The following is a 25,541-nucleotide window of genomic DNA, read 5'->3' as shown; positions in this document are numbered from 1 at the left end:
GTGATTTATAACTCTTACTTATCTTACTTATAATATCGTAAAATTGGTTTTCTTGCCGCTGTTGTCTCATCCATTCGTTTTACAATGGTAGTATGTGGAGCCTCCTGAACCTTTTCAGGGTCATTTTTGACTTCCTCAGCTATGGCAACCATCGTATCGATAAAACCATCTAACGTTTCTTTAGATTCAGTTTCAGTAGGCTCTACCATCATTCCCTCTTCCACATTTAATGGGAAGTATATAGTTGGTGGATGATAGCCATAGTCTAATAAGCGCTTCGCTATATCCAATGTACGGACGCCTAACTTTTTCTGTCTTTTTCCTGATAAAACAAATTCATGCTTACAATGCTGCTGATACGGTAAATCGAACTTTTTCTCCAATTTACGCATCATATAATTAGCATTTAATACAGCATATTCACTGACTTTCTTCAGACCTTCCGCGCCCATTGTACGAATATACGTGTAAGCTCGTAGGTTAATACCAAAGTTACCGTAGTATGGCTTTACTCGACCAATGGAATTAGGACGATCATATTCGAATTCATAGCCATCTGCACCTTTTACAAGCAATGGTTTTGGTAAGTAAGGTTCAAGCTCTTTCGACACGCCAACTGGACCTGATCCAGGACCGCCACCACCATGAGGGCCAGTGAATGTCTTGTGTAAGTTTAAATGAACAACATCAAATCCCATGTCTCCAGGACGGGTATATCCCATAATTGCATTTAAATTTGCACCATCATAATATAGCTTTCCACCCGCTTCATGGACAATCTTAGCCATATCCAAAATTTCTGTCTCAAATAAACCAAGTGTATTTGGATTTGTAAGCATTAATGCTGCAGTATCTTTTCCAACAACACGTTTTAAATCCTCTAAATCCACTATTCCTTTTTCATTTGATTTAACTGTTACAGCATCAAATCCAGCTACTGTAGCAGAAGCTGGATTTGTTCCATGTGCGGAATCTGGAACAATTACTTTTGTTCTTTCTGTGTCCCCATTTGCTTCATGGAATGCCCGGATCATCATTAATCCAGTCCATTCTCCTTGGGCACCAGCTGCAGGTTGCAAGGATACTTCATGCATACCCGTAATTTCTTTTAAAGAAGTTTGCAAATCATACAACATTTCCATTGCACCTTGCACCGTTTTCGGATCTTGATATGGATGAATGTGACTGAAGCCATCCATTCGCGCTACATCTTCATTGATTTTAGGGTTATATTTCATCGTACATGAACCAAGTGGATAAAAGCCTGAATCAACTCCATAATTCCTTCTAGATAACCCTGTATAATGGCGCATTATTTCAAGCTCGCTAACTTCCGGTAAATCTGGTGCATTTTTACGTACATATGCATCATCTAAACCTTCGTTAATATCTAGTTCAGGGACATCTAAATCAGGTAAACTATAACTAGTTCGTCCTTCTTTACTACGTTCAAATATTATTGGAAAGTTTTCATTAGCCATTAATATCCCCCAGTTCCTTAACAAAAGCATCAATTTCAGCTTTTGAACGAATTTCTGTAACCGCTACTAACATGTGACCCTTTAATTCTGGATATGCACGTTCTAGATCATACCCACCGACAATTCCTTTTTCCAACAGCTGCTCATTAATAGCAGTTACTGAACCATTTAATTTCACGACAATTTCATTGAAAAATGGACCTTCTGTTGTTACGGAAATACCAGAATCCTGTAATTGCTGTTTGGCATAACGCGCCTTTTGCATGTTTAACTTAGCCATTTTTTTAATTCCGTGTTTACCAATCGAGCTCATTGCTACAGAACTTGCTAATGCATTTAACGCTTGGTTTGAGCAAATATTAGATGTTGCTTTATCACGTCTGATATGTTGTTCGCGAGCCTGTAATGTTAATACGAAACCTCGTACACCATCTTCATCTTTCGTTTGACCTACTAAACGCCCGGGTACCTTGCGCATTAACTTTTCAGTTGTAGCAAAATATCCACAATGTGGTCCACCGAATTGTGCTGGGATTCCAAATACCTGTGTATCACCAACAACAATATCTGCACCAAATTCGCCAGGAGGAGTCAAGTATCCTAGAGCTAGTGGATTACTAGACGTAATAAGCATTGTTTTCTTTTGTTGACTAACTAGCTTATTGATTTGTTCCAACGGTTCAATTTGGCCAAAAAAGTTCGGATATTGGACAACAACACTAGCAGTATCTTCATCTAATTCGCTAGCTAGTTGATCTAAATCCGTTAAACCATTTTTATGATCTATTTCAATTATTTCTAGATTTGGTCCTTTTGCATAAGAATCAATAACCGCTCTTGATTCTGGATGGATAGCTTTTGATACAAGAATTTTTTTCTTTCTTGTCATTGCAGAACTTAAATTAACAGCCTCAGCAAGTGCTGTTCCGCCATCATACATGGAGGAATTCGCTACGGCCATTCCTGTCAACTCACAAATCATTGTCTGAAATTCAAATATTGCTTGTAATTCCCCTTGCGATATTTCGGGTTGATACGGTGTATAAGCAGTGTAAAATTCTGAGCGCGATATTACATGATCTACAACCGATGGAATATAATGATCATAAACTCCTGCACCAAGGAAAGAACTGTATTCAACTAAATTTGCATTCTTGTTAGCCATAGCCGCCAATTCTTTCTTTAACTCAACTTCGCTTGTTGGTACCTTTAAATCAAGATCTTTTTTCAAACGAACCTGTTTCGGTATGTCAGAAAATAGCTCTTCGGTTGAATCAACACCAATTGTAGCTAACATTTCTTTCTTATCCGCTTCTGTCATCGGTAAATAACGAAATTCCATTACAATCCCTCCTATTTCTCGCGTTTATAAAATGGTGTTTTAACCACTTTTGCTTTAAGTTTACGCTTTCGAACCTGCACGACTACTTCGGTTCCTTCTTCTGCATACTCACTTTTAATTAGTACTAATCCTACGTTTTTATTTAACGTCGGGGATTGGGTTCCAGATGTTACAAATCCAACTTCTTCTTCACCAATTAAAACTTCATAACCGTGGCGAGGAATTCCTTTATCAATCATTTCAATACCAACAAGCTTCCGATCAGCACCATTTTCTACTTGCTCTTTGAGGACACTTTTACCGATAAAGTCAGCTTCTTTTTTAACCTTAACAGCAAAACCTAGACCAGCTTCAATAGGTGTAATATCTTTTGAAAGTTCTTGGCCGTATAGCGCTAAATTCGCTTCAAATCGTAATGTGTCACGCGCACCAAGTCCAATAGCTTCTATACCTTCTTCTTTGCCAGTTTCTAAAAGCAATTTCCATAGATCCACGCCGCTTGCCGCATCAATGTATATTTCAAAACCGTCTTCTCCGGTATACCCTGTTCTAGAAACAATTGCACCAGCCTCAATGTTTGCAAAATAAACTGGATTTTCAAAACGGAAAAACTTGATATCGCTTAAATTTGTTTTTGTAACAGATTGTAAGATAGATTCTGCCTTTGGACCTTGTAATGCAAGCTGTACATAATCCTTCGATACATTATCAATCGTTACATTTTCTTTATTTTGTTCGTTTAACCAGGCAAAATCTTTTTCTGTGTTGGCTGCATTTACAACTAATAAATAATTGTTTTCTTCAAGCATATAAACAATTAAATCATCTACTGTACCACCATTTTCGTAGCACAAAATCGTATATTGAGCTCGTTTTGGAGTTAGTTTGGATACATCATTTGTTAGTACACGCTGCAAAAAATCTAAACTATGTTCTCCCTGGACGATAATTTCTCCCATGTGTGACACATCAAATAAACCAGCTTTTGTACGTGTTACTTCATGTTCATGCTTAATTCCAGAAAACTGAACCGGTAAATCCCATCCACCAAAATCAACTGTTTTTGCCCCAGATTCCTCATATTCAGGAAAAATCGGTGTTCGTTTTAACTCACTCATTTGATTCACTCCCTTTTTTTGCCATAAAAAAATAGAGATTTCACTGATACCAGGAAATCTCTGTCCTTTAACCAGAAAGTTGCGCATCTAACTGAATTCTATTCAGTAAAAATGCTTGCTTCGTTGGTGGTTAACTTTAAGTACGTGTTCGAAAAGTTGCCAAATTAGAAACGAATAATTTCGATGTTTATCATTTGGTGACTTTTCGAACATCCTATAAGTAAACACTCTCCAGAGTTGCGTCCTACAAGAGTCTTTTTGCCTGAGAGATTCACGTAAGTTTGCTCCTTCGGCGTTACTAATAGATAAACGCTATCAGTAAACTCTCCCCTTGTATTCATTCGCTTTATGAAAAAAGTATTAATTGGTTATACTATGTACCATTAGTTGCGAAAAATCTATTTATTTGTTTCATTATAGCACACTATTGCTTGAATTAAATACAAAACTTTTATTATTTAATACTACAACTCTTGATAAAGGAAGATTATTCATGAACTCTATCCATATCGAAAAAGATAACACGTTTATTAATGACTTTAGTAATACATTTGAACAAAATGGTCCATTTTCCACCTGGGAGCTATTCCAAATGTCTTATCAGGCGGAACTAACAACAATGACGCCAACATTTAACGAATTACGTTCACTTAAGTATGTACCACATGTGAATTTTCTTCCCCACCAGCTTGATTGCGCCAAACAAGTTATTGAACAAATGAACGGAAGGGCAATATTAGCTGATGAGGTTGGGTTAGGAAAAACGATTGAGGCTGGCCTGATTCTAAAAGAATACATGGTACGTGGCTTAATTCAAAAGGTCCTCATTCTTGTTCCAGCATCACTAGTAAATCAGTGGGTCTTAGAGCTACAAGAAAAATTTTATATCCCAGCTGTATCGTTTCGGAAAAATTATGCATGGGATCAATGCGACGTTATCGTATCCTCCATCGATACTGCAAAACGAGATCAACATCGTGATCAAATTTCTGAACTAAATTTTGACTTCATTTTAATAGATGAAGCCCATAAATTAAAGAACCATAAAACGCAAAACTATGAATTTGTCAGGTCTCTAAAGAAAAAATATTGTCTTTTGTTAACTGCTACTCCTGTACAAAATAAACTATCCGATATTTTTAACTTGGTTTCTATATTAAAACCAGGTTACTTGGGAAATTATGAAGAGTTTTTAAAACGTTATGGTACAGATCGAAAAAAAATTAAAGAGGATAAGTATTTAAAGCAGTTAATACAACAAGTAATGGTGAGAAATACCCGAATAAACACAGAATTAAATACAGTTAAACGCCATATCGATACTATTTGGATTCCTTTTTCAGACGAAGAACGAGCTGTATATGATGAATTAAATAATTTATCTGCTCAATTACCAGGATTAACGAAAATAACATTACAAAGAGAATTGTGTTCCTCAAGAGAAGCTTGTTATTTATCGATGAAAAAGATGCAAGAAAAGTCACCTGAAGTAACTGGATTTGAGCCAATTCTTTCGAAAATCGAACAATTACCAAACCATAGTAAGGCACAAAAATTAGTTGAGCTTGTGAAAAATATTGGGGATGAAAAAGTTATTATTTTCACAGAATATCGTTCGACCCAACTATTTTTACAGTGGACATTGCAGCAACATGGTATAACGTCTGTTCCATTTAGAGGCGGATTTAAACGTGGAAAAAAAGACTGGATGAAACAGTTATTTCAAAACCATGCTCAAGTGTTAATTGCAACAGAAGCTGGTGGTGAAGGGATTAACCTGCAATTTTGCCATCACTTAATTAACTATGACTTACCTTGGAATCCTATGCGACTTGAGCAACGTATCGGAAGAATTCATCGATATGGTCAAGAAAATGATGTATTCATTTACAACTTAGCAATTAAAGAAACTGTAGAAGAACATATTATGAGTTTGTTATATGAAAAAATTAATTTATTTGAACGTGTCATTGGAAATTTGGACGCTATTCTTGCTGAGTTAAACATTAAGGACATGGAAAAGGAAATACAGACTATCTTTGCAGAATCATCCTCAGAAGGTGAAACGAGAATCAAACTAAATAATCTCACCTCCATTATTGAAAGTACTTCAGACTGCACAGAAAGCGAGGAACAGCAATATGGCAATTGAGAACTTAAACACGTTCTTATATGATTACTTCACTGCCCATCATTGTCATATACAAAACAATCATGATGGTGTATTAGAAGTTAAGCTAACAGAAGAAATTGATAAGGCATTAATGAATAGACCTTTTTATTGGCATTATATAAAAAACATGGGAAGAGAAGGCGAAACAACTACCCTTACCCTAATTACAAACCCTGATAAGCGTGATGGTAAAGGAGACTGGATTCATTTTGGAAGCCCGCGTTTACAGCAAATTCTAAAAAACCTTGTAGATCATGAACGCTATACAAGGCTTTTTCAATCTGATCAATCAACCAAAAAAACTGCATTATATCCGTGGCTAGTTGTTAATATAAAAATTAGTTATCAAGGCAAACAAAATAAGGATGAGATTGTATCGCTGGGTCTACATCTAATCAATGGACTGATGTATAAAGACATGATGGACTTGTTACAAAACATCACGCTCAAACCTGCTATTGACGACTATTGTTATACCATTGCACCAATCATTAAGATGGAAAGTGGTTTTCATCGAATAGAAAATGTGCTAGATGATTATATTAACAATCAATCACACCAATGGGCAGACGAATCATTACAAACCCTTGAAGACGAAACAGGTTTAATAAAGCACTTCTATACAAGTAGTGCAGACGATGAGGCAAATAATGAACACATGCAAAGAGAAATTGATGATATGAAGGAACGCTATACACCAAAAGTTAACTATAAAGTAATTAATGGAGGAATTTTCTATCTAACGGAGGATTTTCATTCATAAAGAACAAAAGCGCAAGCACCCGGTTATTACCGGCGGTGCTGATAATGGACCTCATTTATCCACATTGTTCCAAATTTATAATTTGATAAATTAGAAAACTCGGCTTATCGCCAAACCTTAATGGCGAAAGCCTTAGTTGCACTTATGCAGTAAGAAAGGATTTATACTTTCTTAACTGCCAAAAAAAGAATTAGTAGGCTGTTTTTAAAAACAGCCTACTAATTCGCTTTCCTCCAAAACATTTTCATTGCAAAAGGGACCATCCCTAACCATCGATTTGATAGTGCATGTTGAGACTTTTTATGCTTTTGCTTCCGCTCTTTTTTCTCATCGGATGATAAGTCTAAATAAGTAATAATTCGACCTGTTAGATATTTAATATAATCATTTCCACTCATTATAATCACCTCTTATTTCTAGTATGGCTTGTTTAATGAGTTTTTATTCCCCTACTATGTAACTTACAACCTCAGCAGCAACGTCATGATATGATTTATCGTCTGTCTTCACCGTCACATTCGCACAGCTACGATACAAATCTATACGTTTTTCAAATAGTTCTTTCTTTTTTTGCTTGTTTTGATTCCATAATGGTCTCGATAGATCCATTTTCAGCCGCTCATCAATTTTAGAAAAGGAGGTTTCTAAATATACGATAATACCTGTGTTTTTCATTTGTTCGACATTTTTTTCATTCTCTATAATGCCACCACCAGTAGAAACAACACAATTTTCAAAAGGCACTTCCCGTAATACCTTTGATTCATATATACGAAAGGCGTTTTCTCCTTCGCTCGCAAAAATATCAACGATTGTTTTATTATTCTTTTCTTCAACTACAGTATCAGTATCTACATAATCGCAGTCCAAAAGGATACATAAACTTTTCCCTACAGAGCTCTTGCCACTTCCCATAAAGCCAATTAAATAGATATTTTTCATTTTTATCATTCCCTTTAAAATTTTTTTATAAAAAAAGAAGGAGTTTGCCAAATGTTGTCGAATAGTATACTTTGTTGCGAAAAATAAGGAGGTGATACGTCATTGAACTCCGCAGCTAACCTCTCAGAAAAACTGCTATTAGCTTCTTTTGATGCTTTTGCATCAGACATTCATTTCTACCCATATCCAAACCATACCGATATTTACTTCCGAATCCATGGTAAACGAGTTTTTCATCGAACCATACATGTAACACACTATCAGTTGTTACTCACTTACTATAAGTTTACATCTGGAATGGATATTGGTGAAATACGCAAACCGCAAAATGGAATTATTACGTATAGTGTTCAATCACAGCATTATGCACTTCGGTTATCTACTCTTCCTGTTAACCATATGGAAAGCCTCGCAATTAGAATTTTACCACAAGATGAAATTCTAACCCTAGAACAACTTTTTCTTTTTCCTTACCAACTTAAAAAGTTAAGAGAATGGATTAAAAACCGTTCAGGGATCATCCTATTCACTGGCCCAACCGGAAGTGGAAAAACAACCACATTATACGCATTACTTCAAACAATCCTTGCAGAAGAATCTTATCAAACCATCACATTAGAAGACCCAGTTGAAAAAGAAATTTCGAATATCTTACAAGTACAAGTAAACGAAAAAGCTGGGATTACCTATCAGGCTGGATTAAAGGCCGCATTAAGACATGATCCAGATATTATAATGGTTGGAGAGATTCGAGACAAGGAAACTGCCAAATTTGCGTTTGATGCATCACTCACTGGCCATTTGGTTTTAAGTACGTTGCACGCCAAAAATGCGGAAGGTACGATCCACCGGTTACTTGAAATGGGATTAAAGGTAACCGATTTACAACAATCACTTATTGCAGTTGCCGCATTACAGCTAGTGCCTATTCAAGTGGATAAATCAATTTCAAGGAGGGCAGCAATTCTAGAATTATTAGACGGTACCATACTCAATCGTGCTATACAAGGAGAAGACGTGAACAAACTATCCACGTTCCAAACCTTTGATAATTTAAGGAGGAAGGCATATATGTATGGATTTATTTCAAAAGAAATTTTTAATTCCATCTAGACGCATCAAGTTAAAGAAAGAAACCCAATTGTTATACCTGTCCCGACTTTTAAGGCTATTAAAAAATGGCTATAGTTTACTTGATGCACTAGATGTTATGAAATGGGATAACCAAATGGTTGAACCCACTACAATCATTGTTCACGCGCTTAAGAATGGTAATACGTTAGATGAAGCATTTGAACAAGCTTCCTTTAATCAAACAATCACTACCTACTTATATTTTGTTCGCGTGAATGGTGATATCCAAGCAAGTTTAGAAAAGTGTACGGAAATGTTCCAGCAAAGAATTGAATTCACTGCTAAGTTCCAACAAACCATTCGATATCCCCTGGTTCTTCTCGTCATCTTTTCTATCCTGCTATACTTTGTTAAAAATTCTATTCTACCTTCATTTTCCAACTTATTTTCCGCCAACAATGAAACATCTTCTACCATATCATTATCCCTAGCGATAATTGATATGTTTGGAACATTCATTTGGATAAGCATTATCAGCGTGTTTATTTCGCTACTGATATGGAAATTTATTCGGCATAAAATTAGCATTCAAGACCAAATCAAACTATATCAACGCATCCCAATTTACCGAAATTACAAACGGATCCAAACCTCTTTCTTGTTCGCGACCCACTTTAGCTCCTTGTTAAAAACTGGCATATCCATTAAAGACATTTTAACCATCATGTCTAACCAAAAACAACTTCCTATTCTTTCGTATTATTCCATTTTAATGATGAATGAGTTAAACAGGGGTCATCATATTAGCTATTTACTATCCCAATCATTCTTATTGGAAAAACAAATCGCACATATTTTTCAAAAAAATGCTGATATACATGCACTAGAAAAGGATTTAAAGATTTACGCAGGGATTATAACGGAGGAGCTTAATCACAAAGTCACGAAAGCCATTACCTATATACAGCCAGTATTTTTTGTTTTATTAGCTGGTTTTATTGTATTAATTTATACCACATTAATGTGGCCTATGTTTCAGCTTATTAAAACAATTTAATGGAGGTTTTATTATGTTTAAAAATCAAAAAGGTTTCACATTGATAGAAATGTTAATTGTCCTTATGATCATATCTGTTTTGATCATATTAATTGTTCCAAACTTAAGTGATAAAAGTAAGGACGTTTATGCAAAAGGTTGTGGAGCATTAGCTGCGGTTGTACAGACTCAGGTAGAATCGTATTACTTGGATAAGGGATCCTACCCTGCTTCACTTGAAATCTTGCAATCAGAAAACTATATAAACACGGAGCAAAAGACATGTAAAAACGGTAAAGCTTTAGGCTATAATCCAACTGATGGAACTGTAACAGAACCATAAAGTGATGTACATCATGCAAAATAAAAACGGCTTCACACTAATTGAGATATTATTTGTTATGGGTGTTCTTTCACTATTACTTTTGCTGAGTGCACCCATAAAAGTTTCCATTTTAGATAACCAAAAGGAAGAGCAATTTTTAACCACACTTGAAAACGATCTTTTGTATATGCAAAGTATTTCGTACTTATCAACAGACAACATCATTATGACATTTGAGACAAACAACTATTTCGTCTCAAGTGGGCACGGAAGTAAGGTATTACTTCGTCGTAGCATCCCAGACGAGTGGAAGTTTGATTTACGTACTTTTCAAGAGGAAGGTTCCATTTCCTTTAACGCAAATGGAACGATTCGAAAACCTGGAAACTTACTTTTAACAACAAACAAATCATCGTATAAAATTGTCTTCCCATTAGGAAAGGGAAGGTGTTATATTGAAAAACTCTAATGGATTTTCATTAATTGAAGTATTAGTTGCCTTTGGGATTGTTACAATGTTGATTATCACTGTCCTTCCCATTTCCGTACAACTAAAAAAAGAACAACAGAAGCTATCCGATCGTATAACAATTGTTACTGTCCTTTATGATGAATTGCAACAAACGATCTGGGAGAAATCAGAGTTACCTATAAGCTATAAAAAACAAATTAAAAATAAGCAAGTTAATTTTCATTTCACAACGATAAATGATCTGATGCAAGGATGTGTAGAATGGACTAATGTTAAAAGTGAGAAAGAAAAATCGTGCCTGTTTGGGTATGTTAGTTAACCAGCGAGGATTCACCTTATTATCAATGTTGCTGACAATCGCAATTGTTTTCATTACCGTCCCATTTCTTGAGTATCTAACGAAATCATTGAGCTACACGACTAATTATACCGATTTATCCTTTTCCCAATTTTTTCATTTTCTGCGCGATGATTTAATTCGTTCAACAAATTATACGATCGGTAACGAGGTCATATCATTAAACGCATTGGATGGTACCACGGTAACATACGAAAAATACCAAGATATTATTAGGCGCCAAGTGGACGGTACGGGGCATGAAGTTGTTATTAGAAATATCAAAAGCCTATCTTTTGAAGAAATATCCTATGGTATAAAAACTATAATTACTACATTGGATGGGATCGTTTATGAGAAAAAGTACACCTTTTTTAAATGAAGAAAAAGGTTTTATTCTTCCCATAGTACTACTAATAGCAGCACTATTGTTTCTTTTTGTAAGCACGAATATTACTATTTATCATAATGAACTAACCATTGCCAAAAATGAAATTTCGCAACTGAAAATAGATACACTTTTTCAAATGGGGCGATCAAAACTTAAGAATGAAATCTCTTCCCTTAATCCGAGAAGTGGAACTGTGGAATATTCATTTCCTGATGGTGATGTCAAAATTTCTTATATACGCAAACAAGAAGTTTATGAACTAGCTATTTACATCTATACTCCCGATAAAAAGGTTTTTGCTATTGCTAACCACATGGAAGCTGATAGTCCAAACTAAAATGAATAATGAGAGAAATTCAGGTCAGACTAGTAATGCATATATATTTTATGAGATTTATTTACAATATCTAAATTGTCGTTTATAATAACTATGATAAGGTTATCTAAAGGAGGGGAAGGCATGGATCGAATGTTTCGTGTGCTTGCCTTTTGGACTGGAATTTTCACTGTAATGTTTGTTATTGGAGACATGAATAACACCGCATTATTATTCCTAGTACAAACGGTATTTTTCCTTACAGTAAGTTACTTAAAATTATCTGAGCGCATGTATATGTACTTATTCGGAGCTTATTGTACTGTATTTATGGTTGGTTTTACATGGTATTCAAATTTCATATTAGTACCTGGATTTGGTCACTAAGAAAAAAACCCTGCTTACATACTTTTGATGCAGGGTTTTTTTCCTATCTAGCCAGTAATAAATGGATTATGCAGTTTTTCTTGACCTATCGTTGTTTCAGGCCCATGACCTGGATAAACAACCACGCTATTATCTAACGTATACAATTTAGTACGGATACTCTCTTTTAACTGTTCCATATTTCCTCCTGGTAAGTCTGTGCGTCCAACACCCCGATTAAAAAGTGCATCGCCACCTATAAGAATTCCAGATTCTTTAAAGAAAAAGCAAACACTACCTGGAGAATGACCTGGCGTATGTAAGACATCGAAGGAAAAAGATTCAATTTGCATTCCACCCTCCTCTAGGTCGTACTCAGCTTTTTTTATCGAAATTGGTTCTGGTGTAAATAAAATAGAACCATTTAACTTTGAATCCTCTAACCAATCCTTCTCATTTTTGTGCAAATAGACATCAATATTATATGTATTTCTCACCTGATCTACCGCACCAATATGATCAAAATGTGCATGCGTTAACAAAATTGCTTTAGGTATAAAGGATTTATCTTTAAAAAAGTCGATGATCAAATCCGCATCACCCCCTGGGTCGATGATTAGCGCGTCTCTATCATTGTACATAAGATAACAATTGGTACCAAGTGGACCAAGTGACATATTTTTTAAGTTCATTTAAACTACCCTTCCTATTATGTTTTGTATTGTTACTAAAATACCCCCAATAATCCTCGACAAACACAATAATTTACTATAAAATAAATAAGAGTTAACGATTAGTTACATAATAATACAAACGCAATTACAATAGCAATTATAAGATGCAGGCAAGGAGGATAAAATAACATGGTTTTAGGGATCCTATTATTTATTGTTACAATACTAAGTGTTGTTTCCACTGTAAAACAAATGAAAGCTAAAAACTTATTTGCTCTAGGTTTTTCAGCGGTATCTGTATTGGCCTTTGGATTTTTCTCCATTATGACAATTATTCATGAAATTACAGCCTAACTGGTAAAGCTAACTTTATAAAGTTAGCTTTTTTTTAATGTAAAAAAACAGCTAATTTCAATAAATCAGCTGTTTTACATTTATTGTTTTTCATCAAAATTAATAAAGCGGAAAAGGTCACCGTAGATAATATCGTCTGAATATCCGAGCTCTTTTTCTACTTTATTTTTAATATCGGTACATGGATTCTCTTTCTCGGTAGAAGTTAGCTCTTCTTCATCTTGATAAATTGGCTCTCCAGTTTCTCTGTTATAGCAAATTCCACTTGTGGAAACATGTTTTTGGCTAATATAATCCCCATTCCTAAAGGCTATATATCCTTTTCTATCATCGATAAATAATCGATTACCAAATTGAATATCGTTTTCAGCTTTTATACCTAACAAGCTTAGCAATGTAGGCTTAACATCAATTTGGCCTGCTACCTTCGACATAACCTTGCCATCTCCATTACCGGGTATATGGACAAAAAATGGTACACGCTGCAACTGAACATGATCATAAGGTGTTATTTCTTCTTTACCTAAATATTGGCTCATGGCTTTATTGTGATTTTCACTTATTCCATAATGGTCACCCATGATAACAATAATGGAATTTTCATACAACCCTGCGTCTTTAAGTTGTTGGAAAAATTGTTCAATAGCTTCATCCGTATAACGAACGGTTGGAAAGTAATTATTTAGTGTACTCGAATTTGAATTAAACGGTTCGATTGTTCTTTCTTCTTCACTTAATTCAAACGGAAAGTGATTCGTCAGTGTAATAAACTTTGTATAAAATGGTTGCTCAATTGCTTGTAAATATTTTATCGATTGCTCAAAGAACGGTTTGTCTTTAAGCCCCCATCCAATAGAATTTTCTTTCGTTACTTCATATGCTTCTTCTCCGTAAAAATGATCATAGCCTATACTATTGTACATTTGGTCACGATTCCAAAAGCTTTTATTATTCGAATGAAGTACAGAAGTATAATAATCTTCTTGATTAAGCAGCTCTGGTAATGCATGGTATTCATTTTGCCCATGAGTAAAGAATACTGCCCCTCTTGATAATGGATACAAAGAGTTTTCCGTTAAAAATTCAGAATCAGATGTTTTCCCTTGCTGTGTTTGGTGATAAAAATTTTCAAAATAATAGGTATCCTTATCTTCAACTAAACTATTTAAAAAGGGTGTAATTTCTTCCCCGTTAACCTCATTGTTAATGACAAAGCTTTGAACCGATTCTGCAGAAATAAAAATTACATTCCTATCCTCAGCAGCACCAAACATCTCTGACTTTTCGTTGCTTTTAACCTCTGTTTTTACAAAATCCTTTATTTCAGGTAACTCATTACCATCGGCGAATACCCGTTGCGTTTTAACTTTTGAATGAACAGCTAAATCATAAATATGGTAGTTAAACAAACCAATGTTTTTGACTAAATATTCACGGTCAAATGCACGTGTGAATAGTTGTGGACGTTCCATTTCCGCAAGAAAAAAGTTTCCTGCCAATAACATTAATGACATAGCTAATGCAAAAACTTTCCCGCTTTTAGGATAGTTTACTTTCACAACTGCCGATTGCTTCTTACTCAAATACCAAATAATTGCTACGTCTACTAGTAATAATAAGTCATAAGGCTTTATTAACGTTAAAATACTGCCACCTAGATCTCCCACATTACTAGCTTGGAATAACTGTGGAACTGTAATGAAATCGGTAAACGATCGATAAAAGACAACATTTAAATAAATAATGATTGTCCCAATTAACGCTGTATACCGAACAAATTTCATTTGACGCTTTTCCTTTTTGAACCAAACACTAATCGCAAAAACTAGAAATGCAGATACAAATGGATTAATGAATAGGATTAACTCTTGCATAGAATTGTCTAATTCGATACTAAAGAAAAACCGATAAACAATATACGTCTTCAGTCCAAATAATAATGTCGCAATTATATATAATGGAATTTTGGTTCGTCTTAAATTCATTGTGAATTCCCCCTAAAAGTACGTGTTCAAAAAGTCGAGGGTTTTAACAGAAGTTCCTCTATGCGCATAATACGTGAGGCCAAAAAAACGCATAGTAAAGAGATTCTCCACCCTAAGAAATATTCAGTTTATTATCTTTTTAATTACCCCATACTAAAATTCACAAACCATATATATATTATTTCACTCTACAGTATATGACGAATAATTTGTAAAAAAAGTTTCATTTATTTTTACAATACCTTAATATATATTTACTAAACTCACTTTTATTAGTGCCAAATTGCCTAGTATTAATTTTTATTAACTAGCTTGTCTTTCACCAAATATGCTGCGCCATAAATTCCAGCGTCATTTCCTAACTGTGCTGTTTCAATGCTGCACACGTTTGTCAGTCGCTTTAAGGCATAGCTATTAAAAGAGTTTTGAATGGTGTCTAATAAAGGTTTTCCTGCTTTGGAAACTCCCCCACCAATAACTATTTTTGAAGGATTTACGATTGTCGCAATAGTAGACAGCACTAAGCCAAGAACATCTCCAGTTCGACTAACGATTTGCTGACTATCCCGATCGCCAGTTCCAGCCAAGTCAAATACATCCTTAGCAGTAATACCACCTTGATTTTGAAAATGTTTCCCCAAGTTGCTTTGTGGTCTACGATCGATTATTTCCATAGCTTGTTTAGCTATTCCTGTGGCAGAGGCTACTGTTTCTAAGCAACCATTTTTTCCACAGTTGCAAGGATATCCGTTTGGCTCTACTGTTATATGTCCTATTTCACCAGCGGTACCATTAACCCCACTAAGAAGTTGACCGTTTGCGATAATACCACCACCTACACCTGTACCAAGGGTAATGGCTACAAAGTTTCTTGATTCATTGCCTGAGCCCATCCAGTTTTCCCCGAGGGCGGCCAAATTCGCATCATTACCAACAAAGACTGGTAATTGTGACTGTTCGCTTAATTCACTACCTAGGTTTATTTTTTTCCATCCGATATTAACGGCTTCCTCAACCAAACCCGAATCTCCAACTATAAACCCTGGAGCACCTACACCTATTCCCATAATATTTTCCTTATTTATAGCTAAATCTCTTATTTTTTCATTTATTGATTTCACTAAGTCGGGTATGATTTGACTACCATTGTCATTTTTATTTGTCAGTATTTCATATTTTTTTAAAATAATTCCTTGTTGAGTGAAAAATCCGATTTTTATCGTCGTACCACCAATGTCCACTCCAATTAATACCTTATCCATACTAATTAGCACCCTTTTCATCACGCGTTTTTCTTGCCTCTTGTTTAAGAATTAAAGTTGCCATTTGATACTCTTGAACACTTATAAACGTATTCTTATAAAGTTCTTTTATTTCCTCTTCCATCAGTTCAAGATCAGCTACCCGATCCCCTATGTAAATAAATGTTCCGAACTTTTTCAATAATTGTCTTACATCATGAACTGTTTTCATTAATTATCACCTAATAATTTAGATTGATTTAATCGCTTTCTTAACTTTTGTATTATACCATGAAACACAAAAACCTCAAGGTCCAGACAGATTACTTATCTGGATCTTGAGGGTTCAAAAATGTAGGTCGTCTATTTTTTAGAGGTATAGGAGTACGGATGAAAATATCACGAAAAGCCCGATAAGAAAATGGCAAAAACGGCCAGAGATAAGCAATCTCATATGACTTCGTACGTACGAGATATAAAATCCAAAGCGTGATTCCAACCACATACCCGATTACCCCAAAAGCAGCTGTCACAACTAATAAAAAGATACGCACTAACCGATTAGCCAAACTTAGTTCATAACTCGGTGTAGCATAAGTTCCGATAGCGGCAACTGCCAGATATAACACAACTTCATTTGAGAATACTCCAACTTCAACTGCAACTTGACCCATTAGAACTGCTGCAACAAGTCCAAGTGCTGTTCCAAGTGATGAGGGGACATGAATGGAAGCCATCCGAAGCATATCAATTCCTAATTCAGCAATTAAAAACTGCAGGATTAGTGGAATAGTCCCCGCTTCAGCTGGACCGATAAAATCCAGATTTGCTGGCAATAAATTTTGGGTCGAAAATAAGTAATAAAGAGGTAAAATAAATATTGATGCTATTACTGCAATAAAGCGAACCATACGTAAATAGGCTCCTACTAACGGTTTTTGTCGATATTCCTCAGCATGTTGCAGATGGTGCCAATATGTTGCTGGTGTTATCATAACACTTGGTGAACCGTCAATGATAATTAATATATGACCTTCAAATAAATGTGCTGCTGCAGTATCTGGTCGTTCTGTATACCGAACTGTTGGATATGGATTCCAATGACGCCCACTTATAAATTCCTCAATCGTTTTTTCCGCCATAGGTAATCCGTCTGTATCAATCATTTCTAGTGATTTTTTTAACTTTTTCACTCGTTCCGTGTCCGCAATTTCACTAATATAACATATAGCAACGTCGGTTTTTGACCTTCTACCGACTTGTAAATATTCCATTCGTAAAGACTTATCACGAACTCTTCGGCGAGTTAAAGCAGTGTTAAATACAATCGTTTCTACATACCCATCACGAGATCCCCGCACCACACGCTCTAAATCAGGTTCTGCCGGTGCCCTCACTGGATAGGTACGAGCATCGATCATGATAATTTCGTCTATTCCTTCTACGATTAATGCGGTAGGACCGCCTAAAACTAAATCTATCGTTTTGTTCAAATCTTTGTTATGACCAAGCTCTATATATGGAATATATGTTTTAATTAATTTTTTTAGTGGATCTGGTTCTAAGTCTTTTGGCTCAAGCTGTGAAAATAACTTCATAACATAATGTAGTATTTTATCTTTTGCGAAACCATCAATTAAAAATAGCGACATTTTTCGTCCGGCATATTCTAAATTCAAATGAATAACGTCAAAGCTTTCATCAACTCCAAGTTGTTTGTGCAAATAATCTACATTTTCCTGGTATGTAGGAAATAGAGGTTGTTTTTTAGTTTCCATCTTTGTCCCCCCGACTACTAATAAGAATTCATAAACTTATTGTGTTCCCAGATAACATTCCTATGCATATTTACTTTAACCAGCTCATAAATTTTAAGACAACCCTATTTTAAAGGATGACGTTATGAAAAAATATTTAGTACTGTCCATTATTTTTATTTTAAGTATTACAGTAGCTTTTTTATATCAATTAAAATTGGACTCCATTCCAAGCATCAGTTACTTTCCTTTAGATGAAGAAACTATTTTCTTAGAAGCAGAAACAAATTTAGAAATTAATTCGAAAGCAAATCAAAAGAAGTATACGCTTACATGGGATTCACTTTCCAAAAGTGATAAGAGCATGTATTTAAGACAGGATGTTTCACTACTTTTTACGAATGGTAAACTTCTAGGGGCATTAAGCAAATGGCAAGAAGATGAAAGTACAATAAATTTAAGCGAAAGTATCCATACACAAGGGACAAACTATTTCCAGTCTATCTCTTATCATCATGGTGAAATCCATTATCCAAATGGATCTATTAAGAGTATTCAACAAATGAGTTATGATGAGTTGTATGTGATTGAAAATAATTCTTACGATATTCACTCTTTTCATAAACCAAAAACGAATAAAGATATACTATGGGAGAAGGGACTGAGGGATAAAGCATCACAGACGTTGCTATATCGTTGGAACGACTTGGTCAATCACTATCAGATAAATAAAGAAGATTATATGATTGTTCCTCTTACTGCGCTAAATCGATATAACAAAAACTCATTACCTTCATTTTCTCAATCACAGACCGATCAAATAATTGGCCGATTATGGGAGGGCTTATACAAAAACTATATCGTTCCCATTACATATGAAAAAAAACACGTATCTAGTTATGTCCCACTTATATTATTTTCCAAAGATAAGAACCATTTACTAGTACTATTCGAGCTTAATGGTAAGAAAGAAAGGCTTATTCAACAATATCCATAAGAAAGACCGTCCTATAGCACATTTCCGCTATAGGACGGTCTTTTTAATTAAAGGCTGTTGAGAGAATGGATATAAACTGCGACGTAAGTACTTTGTTTTGTGGTTGGACAACCGTTCCGGAAATCCACTTCGCTGGGTTTGTGCTTAACAATTTCAATTTACTTGATTGTTGTTTATATCACACAGGCAGCCAGCAATTTATGGCAGTTGTTTGGAGCGGAGGACCGTTGACTCCTGCGGGAACAGCACGTGTCTGAAGACCCCGCAGAGTGGGTTTCTCGAGGAGGCTGAAGCCGTGCCCGCGGAAAGCAACGGTCCGCAGCGGAAAACAACCAGCAGTCACTTCGCATTGTACTTCCGGATTGATATGTTACGTCGCATTTTATATCAACTATGAAGGTGAAAAAGCAACAATGCGTACGAAAACAGCTTAATTAACACTCTTCCCGGTAATTTGTTCATACAATTGGATATAGGAATCATCATCAGGCTTTAATTTGTAGGCTTTTTCTACTGACTGCACGGCCTTTTGTTTTTCACCTTGACTCCTATACAACAAGGCTAAATTATAGTAAACTTCTGGCATCTCACTATCCATTTCAACAATTTTTTCAAGATCATTTATAGCTAATGATGTTTTGCCTAATTCAATATTTGCATAGGATCGTTGAAACAATAGCGCGGCAGATAGGTCATCAGGATCCTTTAACGCCTCTGTAGCAGTCTTAATTACTGCTTCATAATCATCTTTTGCTAATAATTCTTCTATTTTAGTTAACTGATACATCGCACTATCCGTATTTTGTTGTATACCAAATACCACTAAACCACTTATAATAACTAGATAACAAATTACCGCAAAAAATTGGTAAGCGATTTTTTTCTTTCTTGGTAAAAATACTATTACAGAAGCAATAAATCCTGTAACTAAACCACCAATATGTGCACCATTATCGATTTGAGGTACTGAAAATCCAAAGATTAAATTAAAGCCGATTATAAAAAGAATTCCTTTGCCCATGGTCTGCAAAAACAGTTTTTTGTTCATCAGTCCAAAAAACAATAATGCCCCGAATAATCCAAACAAAGCACCAGATGCTCCAGCCGATACATTTGTTGTAAACGCAAAACTGGCAAGTCCTCCCCCAATTCCAGCTAACATATAAATAGTTAAAAATCGAACCGAACCATATATCCGTTCAACTGTGGCTCCTAAGTAATATAATGCCAGCATATTCATAAATATGTGCAACAGTCCAATATGTAAAAACATAGAGGAAATAATTCTCCACCATTCCCCATCTAGTATGGCGGGATTATATTTGGCTCCATATTTAATTAATGTTTCAGTGGAAGTGCTCCCCCCGTTAAACTCAAGTAAGAAGTAAATAAGAATATTAATTACCAATAAAAAGTATGTTAGAAAGGGTTTTCCATGGGAAAAAACATTTTTGATTTCTTTTCTTTTTGAAGAAAGTTTATTACTTAATTTACCTTTAAGGTGATCTAACTCGGCTGCCTTATCTTGATCTGCAAGCTCACTAGTTCCTAATTGTAACGAAATATTTAAATCTTGATTTAATCGTTCCGTCTCTTCATAAATATCTTTTTCATCTAGATAATAAATTTTCATTTTAATTGGCTTACGCTCTTTCAACTGCATTGGTTTCTTCAATGCTTCCCATTCTCCAACGGGGGCTTGCATTGCTACATATACATTTTTCACTTCAATATGTTTTCCAGTCAACAGACGCCTTATTGCTTTTGTCCGCTGAAAAGCTAAGGCAATATCCTTTTTTAAATCATTCATCCAATAAAATTCTTTATGTACAATTCGAATGACATACGAGGTTTTGTTTATATTTTTCTCTAACCAAATCTCTTTCTTATGTTCATCCATGTCTAAGATTTCAAAATTCTCTACCTCAATTAGCTGGTCGGCTAATTGATACATGATATGTTGTTCATTTACGTACATTGACTTTCCTCCCTAATGACCATCATATCAAAACTTACGCTTATTTACTTGTTAAAAAATTCCTTTTCAATAAAACAAGGTAGTTGCAATGAGGACAACTACCTTGAATAATATTCATCTTATTCAGATACAGCGTCATACGGAGGCCTGCAGGAGGCGGATTATGCCAACATTGGCACAGGATCCAACCTTCCTTCATTCGGGCGCTTGTATTTGTTTTTCTTAACCATTTGAAGTTTTTGTAAATATGTTGGAAAGGATTTTATTTTTGATTGTTGGCATATTCATGGTTAGGATTACTCCTAACTTTCGCAACACACTTACGGCCAAAATCATATTCACTAATTTATAACGCCATTTATATACAGCTAGCATTGCTGAAAGGCCAACTCCGACTATTATTATAATTCTCATTTGAACACCCTATTTCTATGTTATAGTGTTCTTAGTTTTTTCAGGAGCCTGCTTATTTATGCATTATGAACCAATATATCGGTCATACCAAGACCTGGCAATGACAGTGTCTTCTGTTCCTTGAACAAGAACACGGCCGTCAGAAAAAAGAACGAGCGTTATACCTTGAGTAAATTCTGCCTTCAGTAAAAATGGTGTTACTTTAACCGATGCCACATTTTTTAATTTATCATTCCATTTTTTTATGTCTAAGGATGCTTTTTGATGAACTTGCACGCTATTTCTTCCACAAAGTACTGTTTCCAGTTCTTCTGCCAACGCCTTAAGTGCAGGATACTCCTCTTTTTGACATGTCGGACAATCTTTTTTAGGATTAGACAACTTAATATCATATTGATGATTAAACCATATATCAAACGTACGAAGTGTATTTCTTAGTGCGTCTTCATTACCGGTTAGATATTTAATTGTTTCCGTTACTTGTAGTGACGCGACCATGTCTACTATAGGAGCAATAACACCAATGGTATCACATGTTTGCCCGCCATTTAATGTTTCTGGAATTAGACAGCGCAAACACGGTGTTTTTTGGGGGATAAAAAATGCATTCATTCCTCTTGAACTTACAGCACCACCGTATGAAAAAGGGATCCCTTGCTTATAACAACAATCATTGAGTATAAACCTAGTAGATAGATTATCCGTTCCGTCTAGAACTACATCTATTCCATTCACTAGTTCCTCGACGTTCCTAGCAGTTACATTCCCAACTATCGCTTCTATTTTGGTTGTTCTATTTATTTTTTCTAATTTATTTTTTGCAGCTATTGCTTTGGGTAATGCTTTTTCCACATCTTCTTCATCAAATAACAATTGTCGCTGTAGATTAGAAAGTTCGACGTAATCTCGATCGATTATTCTAATTTCACCAATACCTGCACGAACCAAATGGTTACAAATAACTGTGCCTAATGCCCCCACACCTACAACGAGCACACTACTATTATGTAACTTTTCCTGACCGAGTTGTTGGATAGGACGAAATAAGAGTTGTCTGGAATAGCGATTATAATCCAATTGTCTACCTCCTACTAATATATTCCAGTTTCAGTAACGATATAGTCGACTGGAAGATCAAATTCTTCCCTTGGAATTTCTTGAGTTAATTGATCATTACTTACTAATGAAACAGTGGTATTTGAAAAGTCCTTTAGGAAACGATCATAGTAGCCACCACCAAAGCCGATTCTGTAACCCTTCTGATCGAAAACTAGTCCTGGGACAATTAATAAATCTAGTTGATTTTTTTCTATAAATTTTGAGATAGATGGATCAGGTTCTTTCAAATTATAATATACAACCTCTAATTGTTCATATGTTTTTAGTTGATAAAAAGTAAGTGCTTTAATTGATGGATCACATTTTGGAACGGATACCTGTTTATCTTCTTTCCAAGCTGTATCTATAATCGTCTTCGTGTTCCACTCAAAACCTTGTGAAATGGTAATCCCAATAGAAGAAGATTTTTTCCATAAATCTGATTGAATTAACTGATTGGTAATTTTTCCCTCAACTGCTAGTTTTTCTTCATCAGACAAAGATTTAAGATATGTAATTGCTTTATTTCGTAATTCAGATTTGTTCATATAAATAAGCCTCCCCTTTCTTTTGTGTCATAATTATATAAATAAAACCCTTATCTATTCTCGATAAGAGTTTTATTTTACGCCAATCATTATTTAGTTTCACGGTGAAGTGTGTGTTTTCTAAGACGTGGACAGTATTTCATAAGTTCTATACGTCCAGGATTAGTACGCTTATTCTTTGTTGTAATATAATTACGTTCACCAGATTCAGTACAAGCTAAAGTTATGTTTACTCGCATGATTTTCCCTCCAAACTATAAAAACTTGCTTTGTAGATTTCTATAATTTCATGTCAGACTTAATTATAATATCAGATATATAGGAATCAATCAAGGAACATACAAAATAAATATTTCAGTTTTATCTTTTCTATTTCTATGTTATAAATAATATTGTATACGAAATGGAGGTACACAACATGATTTATGCAATTTCGACAATTTTAATAGTAGCGGTAATCTTATTTATTATATCATTCTTAATGAATGATAAGTTTAAGGAATTAGAAGATCAGTTGGAACAGTATTCGATGTCAACCATGCAGGATACGTATCAAATGAAAAAGAAAATTAAAATTCTTGAGGAAGAATTGCTTACGAATGATCTCACTGGCGATTTATTTCAGAATGATAATCAATCTTCTGAAGCGGATCGGAAAATCGTTCAATTACATGAGAAAGGCTATTCTATTCAAGAAATTACAGAATTAACGAAATTAAGTACATACGACATTCAATTAATTCTACGAAACTATTAATTTATTAGTAAGGAGATTATTATGAAGCAACCCGTTCGAGCATTTTCAATTGGCCTGTTCACAGCTGGTATTATCTTATTAGCTATCGTTCTTTATTTTGAAAAGCCTCAAAGTAAAACGACGAACATTTCTCAACAAGAGATGATCGCATCCCTTGAAAAGGATGGGATGCAGGTATTAAGTGATGAGGAATACATTTCTCTTTCTGTTAAAAACAATCCTGAAGAAAAGAAGGAAGGTAAAACGGAAACTGAAGAAAAAGATAAAGATGATGAACAAACAGAACAGCCAAATGAAGCTGAGGATAAGCAAGAAAAAGAAGTGAAAACATTTTCGTTAAAAATAGAACCTGGTCTGGCATCTTCTTCTTCCATAAGCTCTAAATTGGAGGAAAACGGCATTATCGATAGTGCTAATGAGTTCAACCAGTATTTAGAGGAAAACGATTATAGTCAGTATGTTCAAATCGGAACTTTTGATTTGACGTCGGACATGACACTTAACGAAATAGCTGAAACAATTACAAATTAAAATAATGCCTAGATAAAAAAGTAGTGTAGGAATATTCCTACGTAGTTCACTTTTTGAGAAAAAAATTGAAAACAAGTGAAATAACATGCCAAATTCATTGGTATGTTATTTTTGTTGATATAACAATGATTAACCATAAATAACATCCAAATTAACTTCCTGCTAATAGATGATAGTGGGGTGCTAATTGGTATGATGTTTTTATTACTAAATTAAGTCTAAATGTATAAAAAGCCAATGAAGGTTGAAAGAACACGAAAACGCAGAGAAATAGTCCTTCATCATGCCAATGAAGGACATTAAACTGGTGAATTTGATGTTGTTATTAAAACTATCTGCTAGTTGTTAGTTGATTTGCTATTTTCTCCACGGTAAGTGAACTACCTACACTACTTTTTTAAGCTAGATAATTTTAACTATTTAGATCATACCTCTTCCCTTTTACTAAATATATTATTGCCTCTGAGATGTTTGTTGAATGATCAGCCGCACGTTCTAAATAACGGCAAATAAAAGATAATTGTATGATTTGTGCTATATAATCAGGATTTTTTGTCATAAGACCCATCAATTCTTCCACAAGGCCACCGTACATTTTATCTACTTCATCATCCATTTTTGCAACATCTCTCGCCTTGTAGATATCTTCTTCATTAAACGCTAGAAGTATATTATCAATCATTTTTTGCGTAATAGAAGCCATATGAGGTATTTTATTTAATGGTTCAACAAACTCACGTTTACCGATTCGAATCACAGATTTAGCAATGTTTACAGCCAAATCCCCTATTCGTTCAATATCTGTTGTGACCTTCATAATGGCTATTATTTTCCGTAAATCAGTAGCTAAAGGTTGTTCCTTTGCAATCAGCCACGTTGCGTTCTCGTTTATCTCTTCTTCTAATGCATTGATTTTAGCGTCCTCATCAATAACTTGTAATGCCAAATCAACGTTCTGATTTTCCAAAGCGTTTATTGATCGATCTATTGCCACCTTGGCTAGATCTCCTAGCTCCATTAATTCAGATTTCAACCCTAATAATTGTTCCTCAAAATTTTCTCTTGTCAATA

General features: G+C 34.8%; 30 protein-coding genes and 1 riboswitch. Of the genes, 14 read left to right on the top strand and 16 right to left on the bottom strand.

Annotation, left to right across the window (positions count from 1 at the left end; translation table 11 throughout):
• Nucleotides 1–23: 23 nt before the first annotated feature.
• The 3 genes from gcvPB to gcvT are packed head-to-tail and all read right to left on the bottom strand — an operon-like array spanning nucleotide 24 to nucleotide 3,941.
• Nucleotides 24–1,481 carry an aminomethyl-transferring glycine dehydrogenase subunit GcvPB gene (gene gcvPB / locus CFK40_RS09620; protein ID WP_089532105.1) on the bottom strand — a complete coding sequence of 486 codons (1,458 nt, stop codon included), beginning with the start codon at nucleotides 1,479–1,481 and terminating at the stop codon, nucleotides 24–26.
• Nucleotides 1,474–2,823, bottom strand: a complete 1,350-nt coding sequence (gene gcvPA, locus CFK40_RS09615; protein ID WP_089532104.1) for an aminomethyl-transferring glycine dehydrogenase subunit GcvPA — start codon at nucleotides 2,821–2,823, stop codon at nucleotides 1,474–1,476. The genes gcvPB and gcvPA overlap by 8 nt, the downstream gene beginning before the upstream one ends.
• A gap of 11 nt (nucleotides 2,824–2,834) precedes the next feature.
• On the bottom strand, nucleotides 2,835–3,941 hold the full coding sequence (gene gcvT / locus CFK40_RS09610; protein ID WP_089532103.1) for a glycine cleavage system aminomethyltransferase GcvT: 1,107 nt from the start codon (nucleotides 3,939–3,941) through the stop codon (nucleotides 2,835–2,837).
• Nucleotides 3,942–4,181: 240 nt separating this feature from the next.
• Nucleotides 4,182–4,282: riboswitch (glycine riboswitch) on the bottom strand.
• Nucleotides 4,283–4,434: 152 nt separating this feature from the next.
• Here gcvT and CFK40_RS09605 point away from each other — a divergent pair.
• Nucleotides 4,435–6,093 carry a DEAD/DEAH box helicase gene (locus tag CFK40_RS09605; protein WP_089532102.1) on the top strand — a complete coding sequence of 553 codons (1,659 nt, stop codon included), beginning with the start codon at nucleotides 4,435–4,437 and terminating at the stop codon, nucleotides 6,091–6,093.
• On the top strand, nucleotides 6,083–6,877 hold the full coding sequence (locus CFK40_RS09600; protein WP_089532101.1) for a YqhG family protein: 795 nt from the start codon (nucleotides 6,083–6,085) through the stop codon (nucleotides 6,875–6,877). Before CFK40_RS09605 ends, CFK40_RS09600 begins: the two co-directional genes overlap by 11 nt.
• 218 nt (nucleotides 6,878–7,095) lie before the next feature.
• On the opposite strand, the gene CFK40_RS09595 is transcribed toward CFK40_RS09600, so the two are convergent.
• Both CFK40_RS09595 and CFK40_RS09590 read right to left on the bottom strand, forming a co-directional pair.
• A complete protein-coding gene (locus CFK40_RS09595) occupies nucleotides 7,096–7,275 on the bottom strand; it encodes a YqzE family protein (RefSeq protein WP_089532100.1) in 180 nt (59 codons plus the stop codon).
• 43 nt (nucleotides 7,276–7,318) lie between these two features.
• Entirely contained in the window at nucleotides 7,319–7,819 is a 501-nt protein-coding gene (locus tag CFK40_RS09590; protein WP_161493848.1) for a shikimate kinase, read from the bottom strand.
• A 102-nt stretch (nucleotides 7,820–7,921) separates the two neighbouring features.
• Between CFK40_RS09590 and comGA the strand changes: the two genes are divergently transcribed.
• From comGA to CFK40_RS09550, 8 genes are all read left to right on the top strand, one after another.
• Nucleotides 7,922–8,932, top strand: a complete 1,011-nt coding sequence (gene comGA / locus CFK40_RS09585) for a competence type IV pilus ATPase ComGA (protein ID WP_089532098.1) — start codon at nucleotides 7,922–7,924, stop codon at nucleotides 8,930–8,932.
• Nucleotides 8,895–9,950, top strand: coding sequence for a competence type IV pilus assembly protein ComGB (gene comGB, locus CFK40_RS09580; RefSeq protein WP_089532097.1), 1,056 nt, complete (start codon nucleotides 8,895–8,897; stop codon nucleotides 9,948–9,950). The genes comGA and comGB overlap by 38 nt, the downstream gene beginning before the upstream one ends.
• Nucleotides 9,951–9,963: 13 nt before the next feature.
• On the top strand, nucleotides 9,964–10,272 hold the full coding sequence (gene comGC, locus CFK40_RS09575) for a competence type IV pilus major pilin ComGC (RefSeq protein WP_089532096.1): 309 nt from the start codon (nucleotides 9,964–9,966) through the stop codon (nucleotides 10,270–10,272).
• Between the two features lie 13 nt (nucleotides 10,273–10,285).
• The gene (gene comGD, locus CFK40_RS09570; protein WP_161493847.1) at nucleotides 10,286–10,723 is read left to right on the top strand and encodes a competence type IV pilus minor pilin ComGD; all 438 of its coding nucleotides are present in this window, start codon (nucleotides 10,286–10,288) and stop codon (nucleotides 10,721–10,723) included.
• Nucleotides 10,710–11,045: a prepilin-type N-terminal cleavage/methylation domain-containing protein gene (locus CFK40_RS09565; protein ID WP_161493846.1), complete on the top strand. Its 336-nt coding sequence runs from the start codon at nucleotides 10,710–10,712 to the stop codon at nucleotides 11,043–11,045. Before comGD ends, CFK40_RS09565 begins: the two co-directional genes overlap by 14 nt.
• The gene (comGF, locus tag CFK40_RS09560; protein ID WP_089532093.1) at nucleotides 10,996–11,445 is read left to right on the top strand and encodes a competence type IV pilus minor pilin ComGF; all 450 of its coding nucleotides are present in this window, start codon (nucleotides 10,996–10,998) and stop codon (nucleotides 11,443–11,445) included. The genes CFK40_RS09565 and comGF overlap by 50 nt, the downstream gene beginning before the upstream one ends.
• On the top strand, nucleotides 11,417–11,791 hold the full coding sequence (locus CFK40_RS09555; protein ID WP_089532092.1) for a competence type IV pilus minor pilin ComGG: 375 nt from the start codon (nucleotides 11,417–11,419) through the stop codon (nucleotides 11,789–11,791). The genes comGF and CFK40_RS09555 overlap by 29 nt, the downstream gene beginning before the upstream one ends.
• Nucleotides 11,792–11,914: 123 nt before the next feature.
• The gene (locus CFK40_RS09550) at nucleotides 11,915–12,157 is read left to right on the top strand and encodes a DUF2626 domain-containing protein (protein ID WP_089532091.1); all 243 of its coding nucleotides are present in this window, start codon (nucleotides 11,915–11,917) and stop codon (nucleotides 12,155–12,157) included.
• A gap of 47 nt (nucleotides 12,158–12,204) precedes the next feature.
• Here CFK40_RS09550 and CFK40_RS09545 read toward each other — a convergent pair whose 3' ends face one another.
• Nucleotides 12,205–12,828 (bottom strand): MBL fold metallo-hydrolase, encoded by a 624-nt coding sequence (locus tag CFK40_RS09545; RefSeq protein WP_089532090.1) that lies wholly within the window; start codon nucleotides 12,826–12,828, stop codon nucleotides 12,205–12,207.
• Nucleotides 12,829–12,999: 171 nt separating this feature from the next.
• Between CFK40_RS09545 and CFK40_RS09540 the strand changes: the two genes are divergently transcribed.
• Entirely contained in the window at nucleotides 13,000–13,164 is a 165-nt protein-coding gene (locus CFK40_RS09540; RefSeq protein WP_089532089.1) for a DUF2759 family protein, read from the top strand.
• Nucleotides 13,165–13,244: 80 nt separating this feature from the next.
• Here the strand turns inward: CFK40_RS09540 and CFK40_RS09535 are convergent, their stop codons facing one another.
• The 4 genes from CFK40_RS09535 to CFK40_RS09520 form a co-directional block, all read right to left on the bottom strand.
• The gene (locus tag CFK40_RS09535) at nucleotides 13,245–15,149 is read right to left on the bottom strand and encodes an LTA synthase family protein (RefSeq protein WP_089532088.1); all 1,905 of its coding nucleotides are present in this window, start codon (nucleotides 15,147–15,149) and stop codon (nucleotides 13,245–13,247) included.
• Nucleotides 15,150–15,442: 293 nt separating this feature from the next.
• Nucleotides 15,443–16,411, bottom strand: a complete 969-nt coding sequence (locus tag CFK40_RS09530; RefSeq protein WP_089532087.1) for an ROK family glucokinase — start codon at nucleotides 16,409–16,411, stop codon at nucleotides 15,443–15,445.
• Between the two features lies 1 nt (nucleotide 16,412).
• The gene (locus tag CFK40_RS09525; protein WP_089532086.1) at nucleotides 16,413–16,622 is read right to left on the bottom strand and encodes a YqgQ family protein; all 210 of its coding nucleotides are present in this window, start codon (nucleotides 16,620–16,622) and stop codon (nucleotides 16,413–16,415) included.
• Nucleotides 16,623–16,713: 91 nt separating this feature from the next.
• Entirely contained in the window at nucleotides 16,714–18,168 is a 1,455-nt protein-coding gene (locus CFK40_RS09520; protein ID WP_089532085.1) for a spore germination protein, read from the bottom strand.
• 124 nt (nucleotides 18,169–18,292) lie between these two features.
• Between CFK40_RS09520 and CFK40_RS09515 the strand changes: the two genes are divergently transcribed.
• Nucleotides 18,293–19,144: a hypothetical protein gene (locus CFK40_RS09515; protein ID WP_089532084.1), complete on the top strand. Its 852-nt coding sequence runs from the start codon at nucleotides 18,293–18,295 to the stop codon at nucleotides 19,142–19,144.
• Nucleotides 19,145–19,574: 430 nt separating this feature from the next.
• Here CFK40_RS09515 and CFK40_RS09510 read toward each other — a convergent pair whose 3' ends face one another.
• From CFK40_RS09510 to rpmG, 5 genes are all read right to left on the bottom strand, one after another.
• On the bottom strand, nucleotides 19,575–21,122 hold the full coding sequence (locus CFK40_RS09510; RefSeq protein ID WP_089532083.1) for a rhomboid family intramembrane serine protease: 1,548 nt from the start codon (nucleotides 21,120–21,122) through the stop codon (nucleotides 19,575–19,577).
• Nucleotides 21,123–21,344: 222 nt separating this feature from the next.
• Nucleotides 21,345–21,536 carry a hypothetical protein gene (locus tag CFK40_RS09505; protein WP_089532082.1) on the bottom strand — a complete coding sequence of 64 codons (192 nt, stop codon included), beginning with the start codon at nucleotides 21,534–21,536 and terminating at the stop codon, nucleotides 21,345–21,347.
• Nucleotides 21,537–21,599: 63 nt separating this feature from the next.
• Complete coding sequence (locus tag CFK40_RS09500; protein ID WP_089532081.1) at nucleotides 21,600–22,613, bottom strand: ThiF family adenylyltransferase; 1,014 nt, start codon at nucleotides 22,611–22,613, stop codon at nucleotides 21,600–21,602.
• 14 nt (nucleotides 22,614–22,627) lie between these two features.
• Nucleotides 22,628–23,182, bottom strand: a complete 555-nt coding sequence (locus tag CFK40_RS09495; protein WP_089532080.1) for a 5-formyltetrahydrofolate cyclo-ligase — start codon at nucleotides 23,180–23,182, stop codon at nucleotides 22,628–22,630.
• A gap of 89 nt (nucleotides 23,183–23,271) precedes the next feature.
• A complete protein-coding gene (gene rpmG / locus CFK40_RS09490) occupies nucleotides 23,272–23,421 on the bottom strand; it encodes a 50S ribosomal protein L33 (RefSeq protein WP_089532079.1) in 150 nt (49 codons plus the stop codon).
• A 179-nt stretch (nucleotides 23,422–23,600) separates the two neighbouring features.
• Here rpmG and CFK40_RS09485 point away from each other — a divergent pair, with 179 nt between their 5' ends.
• Complete coding sequence (locus tag CFK40_RS09485; RefSeq protein ID WP_089532078.1) at nucleotides 23,601–23,939, top strand: hypothetical protein; 339 nt, start codon at nucleotides 23,601–23,603, stop codon at nucleotides 23,937–23,939.
• Between the two features lie 21 nt (nucleotides 23,940–23,960).
• A complete protein-coding gene (locus CFK40_RS20960; protein WP_089532077.1) occupies nucleotides 23,961–24,470 on the top strand; it encodes a hypothetical protein in 510 nt (169 codons plus the stop codon).
• 412 nt (nucleotides 24,471–24,882) lie between these two features.
• Here CFK40_RS20960 and phoU read toward each other — a convergent pair whose 3' ends face one another.
• Nucleotides 24,883–25,539, bottom strand: coding sequence for a phosphate signaling complex protein PhoU (phoU, locus tag CFK40_RS09475; RefSeq protein ID WP_089532076.1), 657 nt, complete (start codon nucleotides 25,537–25,539; stop codon nucleotides 24,883–24,885).
• Between the last annotated feature and the right edge of the window lie 2 nt (nucleotides 25,540–25,541).

The organism is Virgibacillus necropolis, from assembly GCF_002224365.1.
Classification (GTDB): domain Bacteria; phylum Bacillota; class Bacilli; order Bacillales; family Amphibacillaceae; genus Virgibacillus_F; species Virgibacillus_F necropolis.
The sequence above is the reverse complement of the archived record's forward strand: the minus strand, read 5'-3'. Positions and strand labels throughout refer to the sequence as shown.

Excerpts from the sequence above, each read along its gene's own strand:
- gcvPB (WP_089532105.1), bottom strand. The coding sequence starts at position 1,481 with ATGGCTAATGAAAACTTTCCAATAATATTTGAACGTAGTAAAGAAGGA.
- gcvPA (WP_089532104.1), bottom strand. The coding sequence starts at position 2,823 with ATGGAATTTCGTTATTTACCGATGACAGAAGCGGATAAGAAAGAAATG.
- gcvT (WP_089532103.1), bottom strand. The coding sequence starts at position 3,941 with ATGAGTGAGTTAAAACGAACACCGATTTTTCCTGAATATGAGGAATCT.
- CFK40_RS09605 (WP_089532102.1), top strand. The coding sequence starts at position 4,435 with ATGAACTCTATCCATATCGAAAAAGATAACACGTTTATTAATGACTTT.
- CFK40_RS09600 (WP_089532101.1), top strand. The coding sequence starts at position 6,083 with ATGGCAATTGAGAACTTAAACACGTTCTTATATGATTACTTCACTGCC.
- CFK40_RS09595 (WP_089532100.1), bottom strand. The coding sequence starts at position 7,275 with ATGAGTGGAAATGATTATATTAAATATCTAACAGGTCGAATTATTACT.
- CFK40_RS09590 (WP_161493848.1), bottom strand. The coding sequence starts at position 7,819 with ATGAAAAATATCTATTTAATTGGCTTTATGGGAAGTGGCAAGAGCTCT.
- comGB (WP_089532097.1), top strand. The coding sequence starts at position 8,895 with ATGGATTTATTTCAAAAGAAATTTTTAATTCCATCTAGACGCATCAAG.
- comGC (WP_089532096.1), top strand. The coding sequence starts at position 9,964 with ATGTTTAAAAATCAAAAAGGTTTCACATTGATAGAAATGTTAATTGTC.
- comGD (WP_161493847.1), top strand. The coding sequence starts at position 10,286 with ATGCAAAATAAAAACGGCTTCACACTAATTGAGATATTATTTGTTATG.
- comGF (WP_089532093.1), top strand. The coding sequence starts at position 10,996 with ATGTTAAAAGTGAGAAAGAAAAATCGTGCCTGTTTGGGTATGTTAGTT.
- CFK40_RS09555 (WP_089532092.1), top strand. The coding sequence starts at position 11,417 with ATGAGAAAAAGTACACCTTTTTTAAATGAAGAAAAAGGTTTTATTCTT.
- CFK40_RS09550 (WP_089532091.1), top strand. The coding sequence starts at position 11,915 with ATGGATCGAATGTTTCGTGTGCTTGCCTTTTGGACTGGAATTTTCACT.
- CFK40_RS09545 (WP_089532090.1), bottom strand. The coding sequence starts at position 12,828 with ATGAACTTAAAAAATATGTCACTTGGTCCACTTGGTACCAATTGTTAT.
- CFK40_RS09540 (WP_089532089.1), top strand. The coding sequence starts at position 13,000 with ATGGTTTTAGGGATCCTATTATTTATTGTTACAATACTAAGTGTTGTT.
- CFK40_RS09535 (WP_089532088.1), bottom strand. The coding sequence starts at position 15,149 with ATGAATTTAAGACGAACCAAAATTCCATTATATATAATTGCGACATTA.
- CFK40_RS09530 (WP_089532087.1), bottom strand. The coding sequence starts at position 16,411 with ATGGATAAGGTATTAATTGGAGTGGACATTGGTGGTACGACGATAAAA.
- CFK40_RS09525 (WP_089532086.1), bottom strand. The coding sequence starts at position 16,622 with ATGAAAACAGTTCATGATGTAAGACAATTATTGAAAAAGTTCGGAACA.
- CFK40_RS09520 (WP_089532085.1), bottom strand. The coding sequence starts at position 18,168 with ATGGAAACTAAAAAACAACCTCTATTTCCTACATACCAGGAAAATGTA.
- CFK40_RS09515 (WP_089532084.1), top strand. The coding sequence starts at position 18,293 with ATGAAAAAATATTTAGTACTGTCCATTATTTTTATTTTAAGTATTACA.
- CFK40_RS09510 (WP_089532083.1), bottom strand. The coding sequence starts at position 21,122 with ATGTACGTAAATGAACAACATATCATGTATCAATTAGCCGACCAGCTA.
- CFK40_RS09505 (WP_089532082.1), bottom strand. The coding sequence starts at position 21,536 with ATGAGAATTATAATAATAGTCGGAGTTGGCCTTTCAGCAATGCTAGCT.
- CFK40_RS09495 (WP_089532080.1), bottom strand. The coding sequence starts at position 23,182 with ATGAACAAATCTGAATTACGAAATAAAGCAATTACATATCTTAAATCT.
- rpmG (WP_089532079.1), bottom strand. The coding sequence starts at position 23,421 with ATGCGAGTAAACATAACTTTAGCTTGTACTGAATCTGGTGAACGTAAT.
- CFK40_RS09485 (WP_089532078.1), top strand. The coding sequence starts at position 23,601 with ATGATTTATGCAATTTCGACAATTTTAATAGTAGCGGTAATCTTATTT.
- CFK40_RS20960 (WP_089532077.1), top strand. The coding sequence starts at position 23,961 with ATGAAGCAACCCGTTCGAGCATTTTCAATTGGCCTGTTCACAGCTGGT.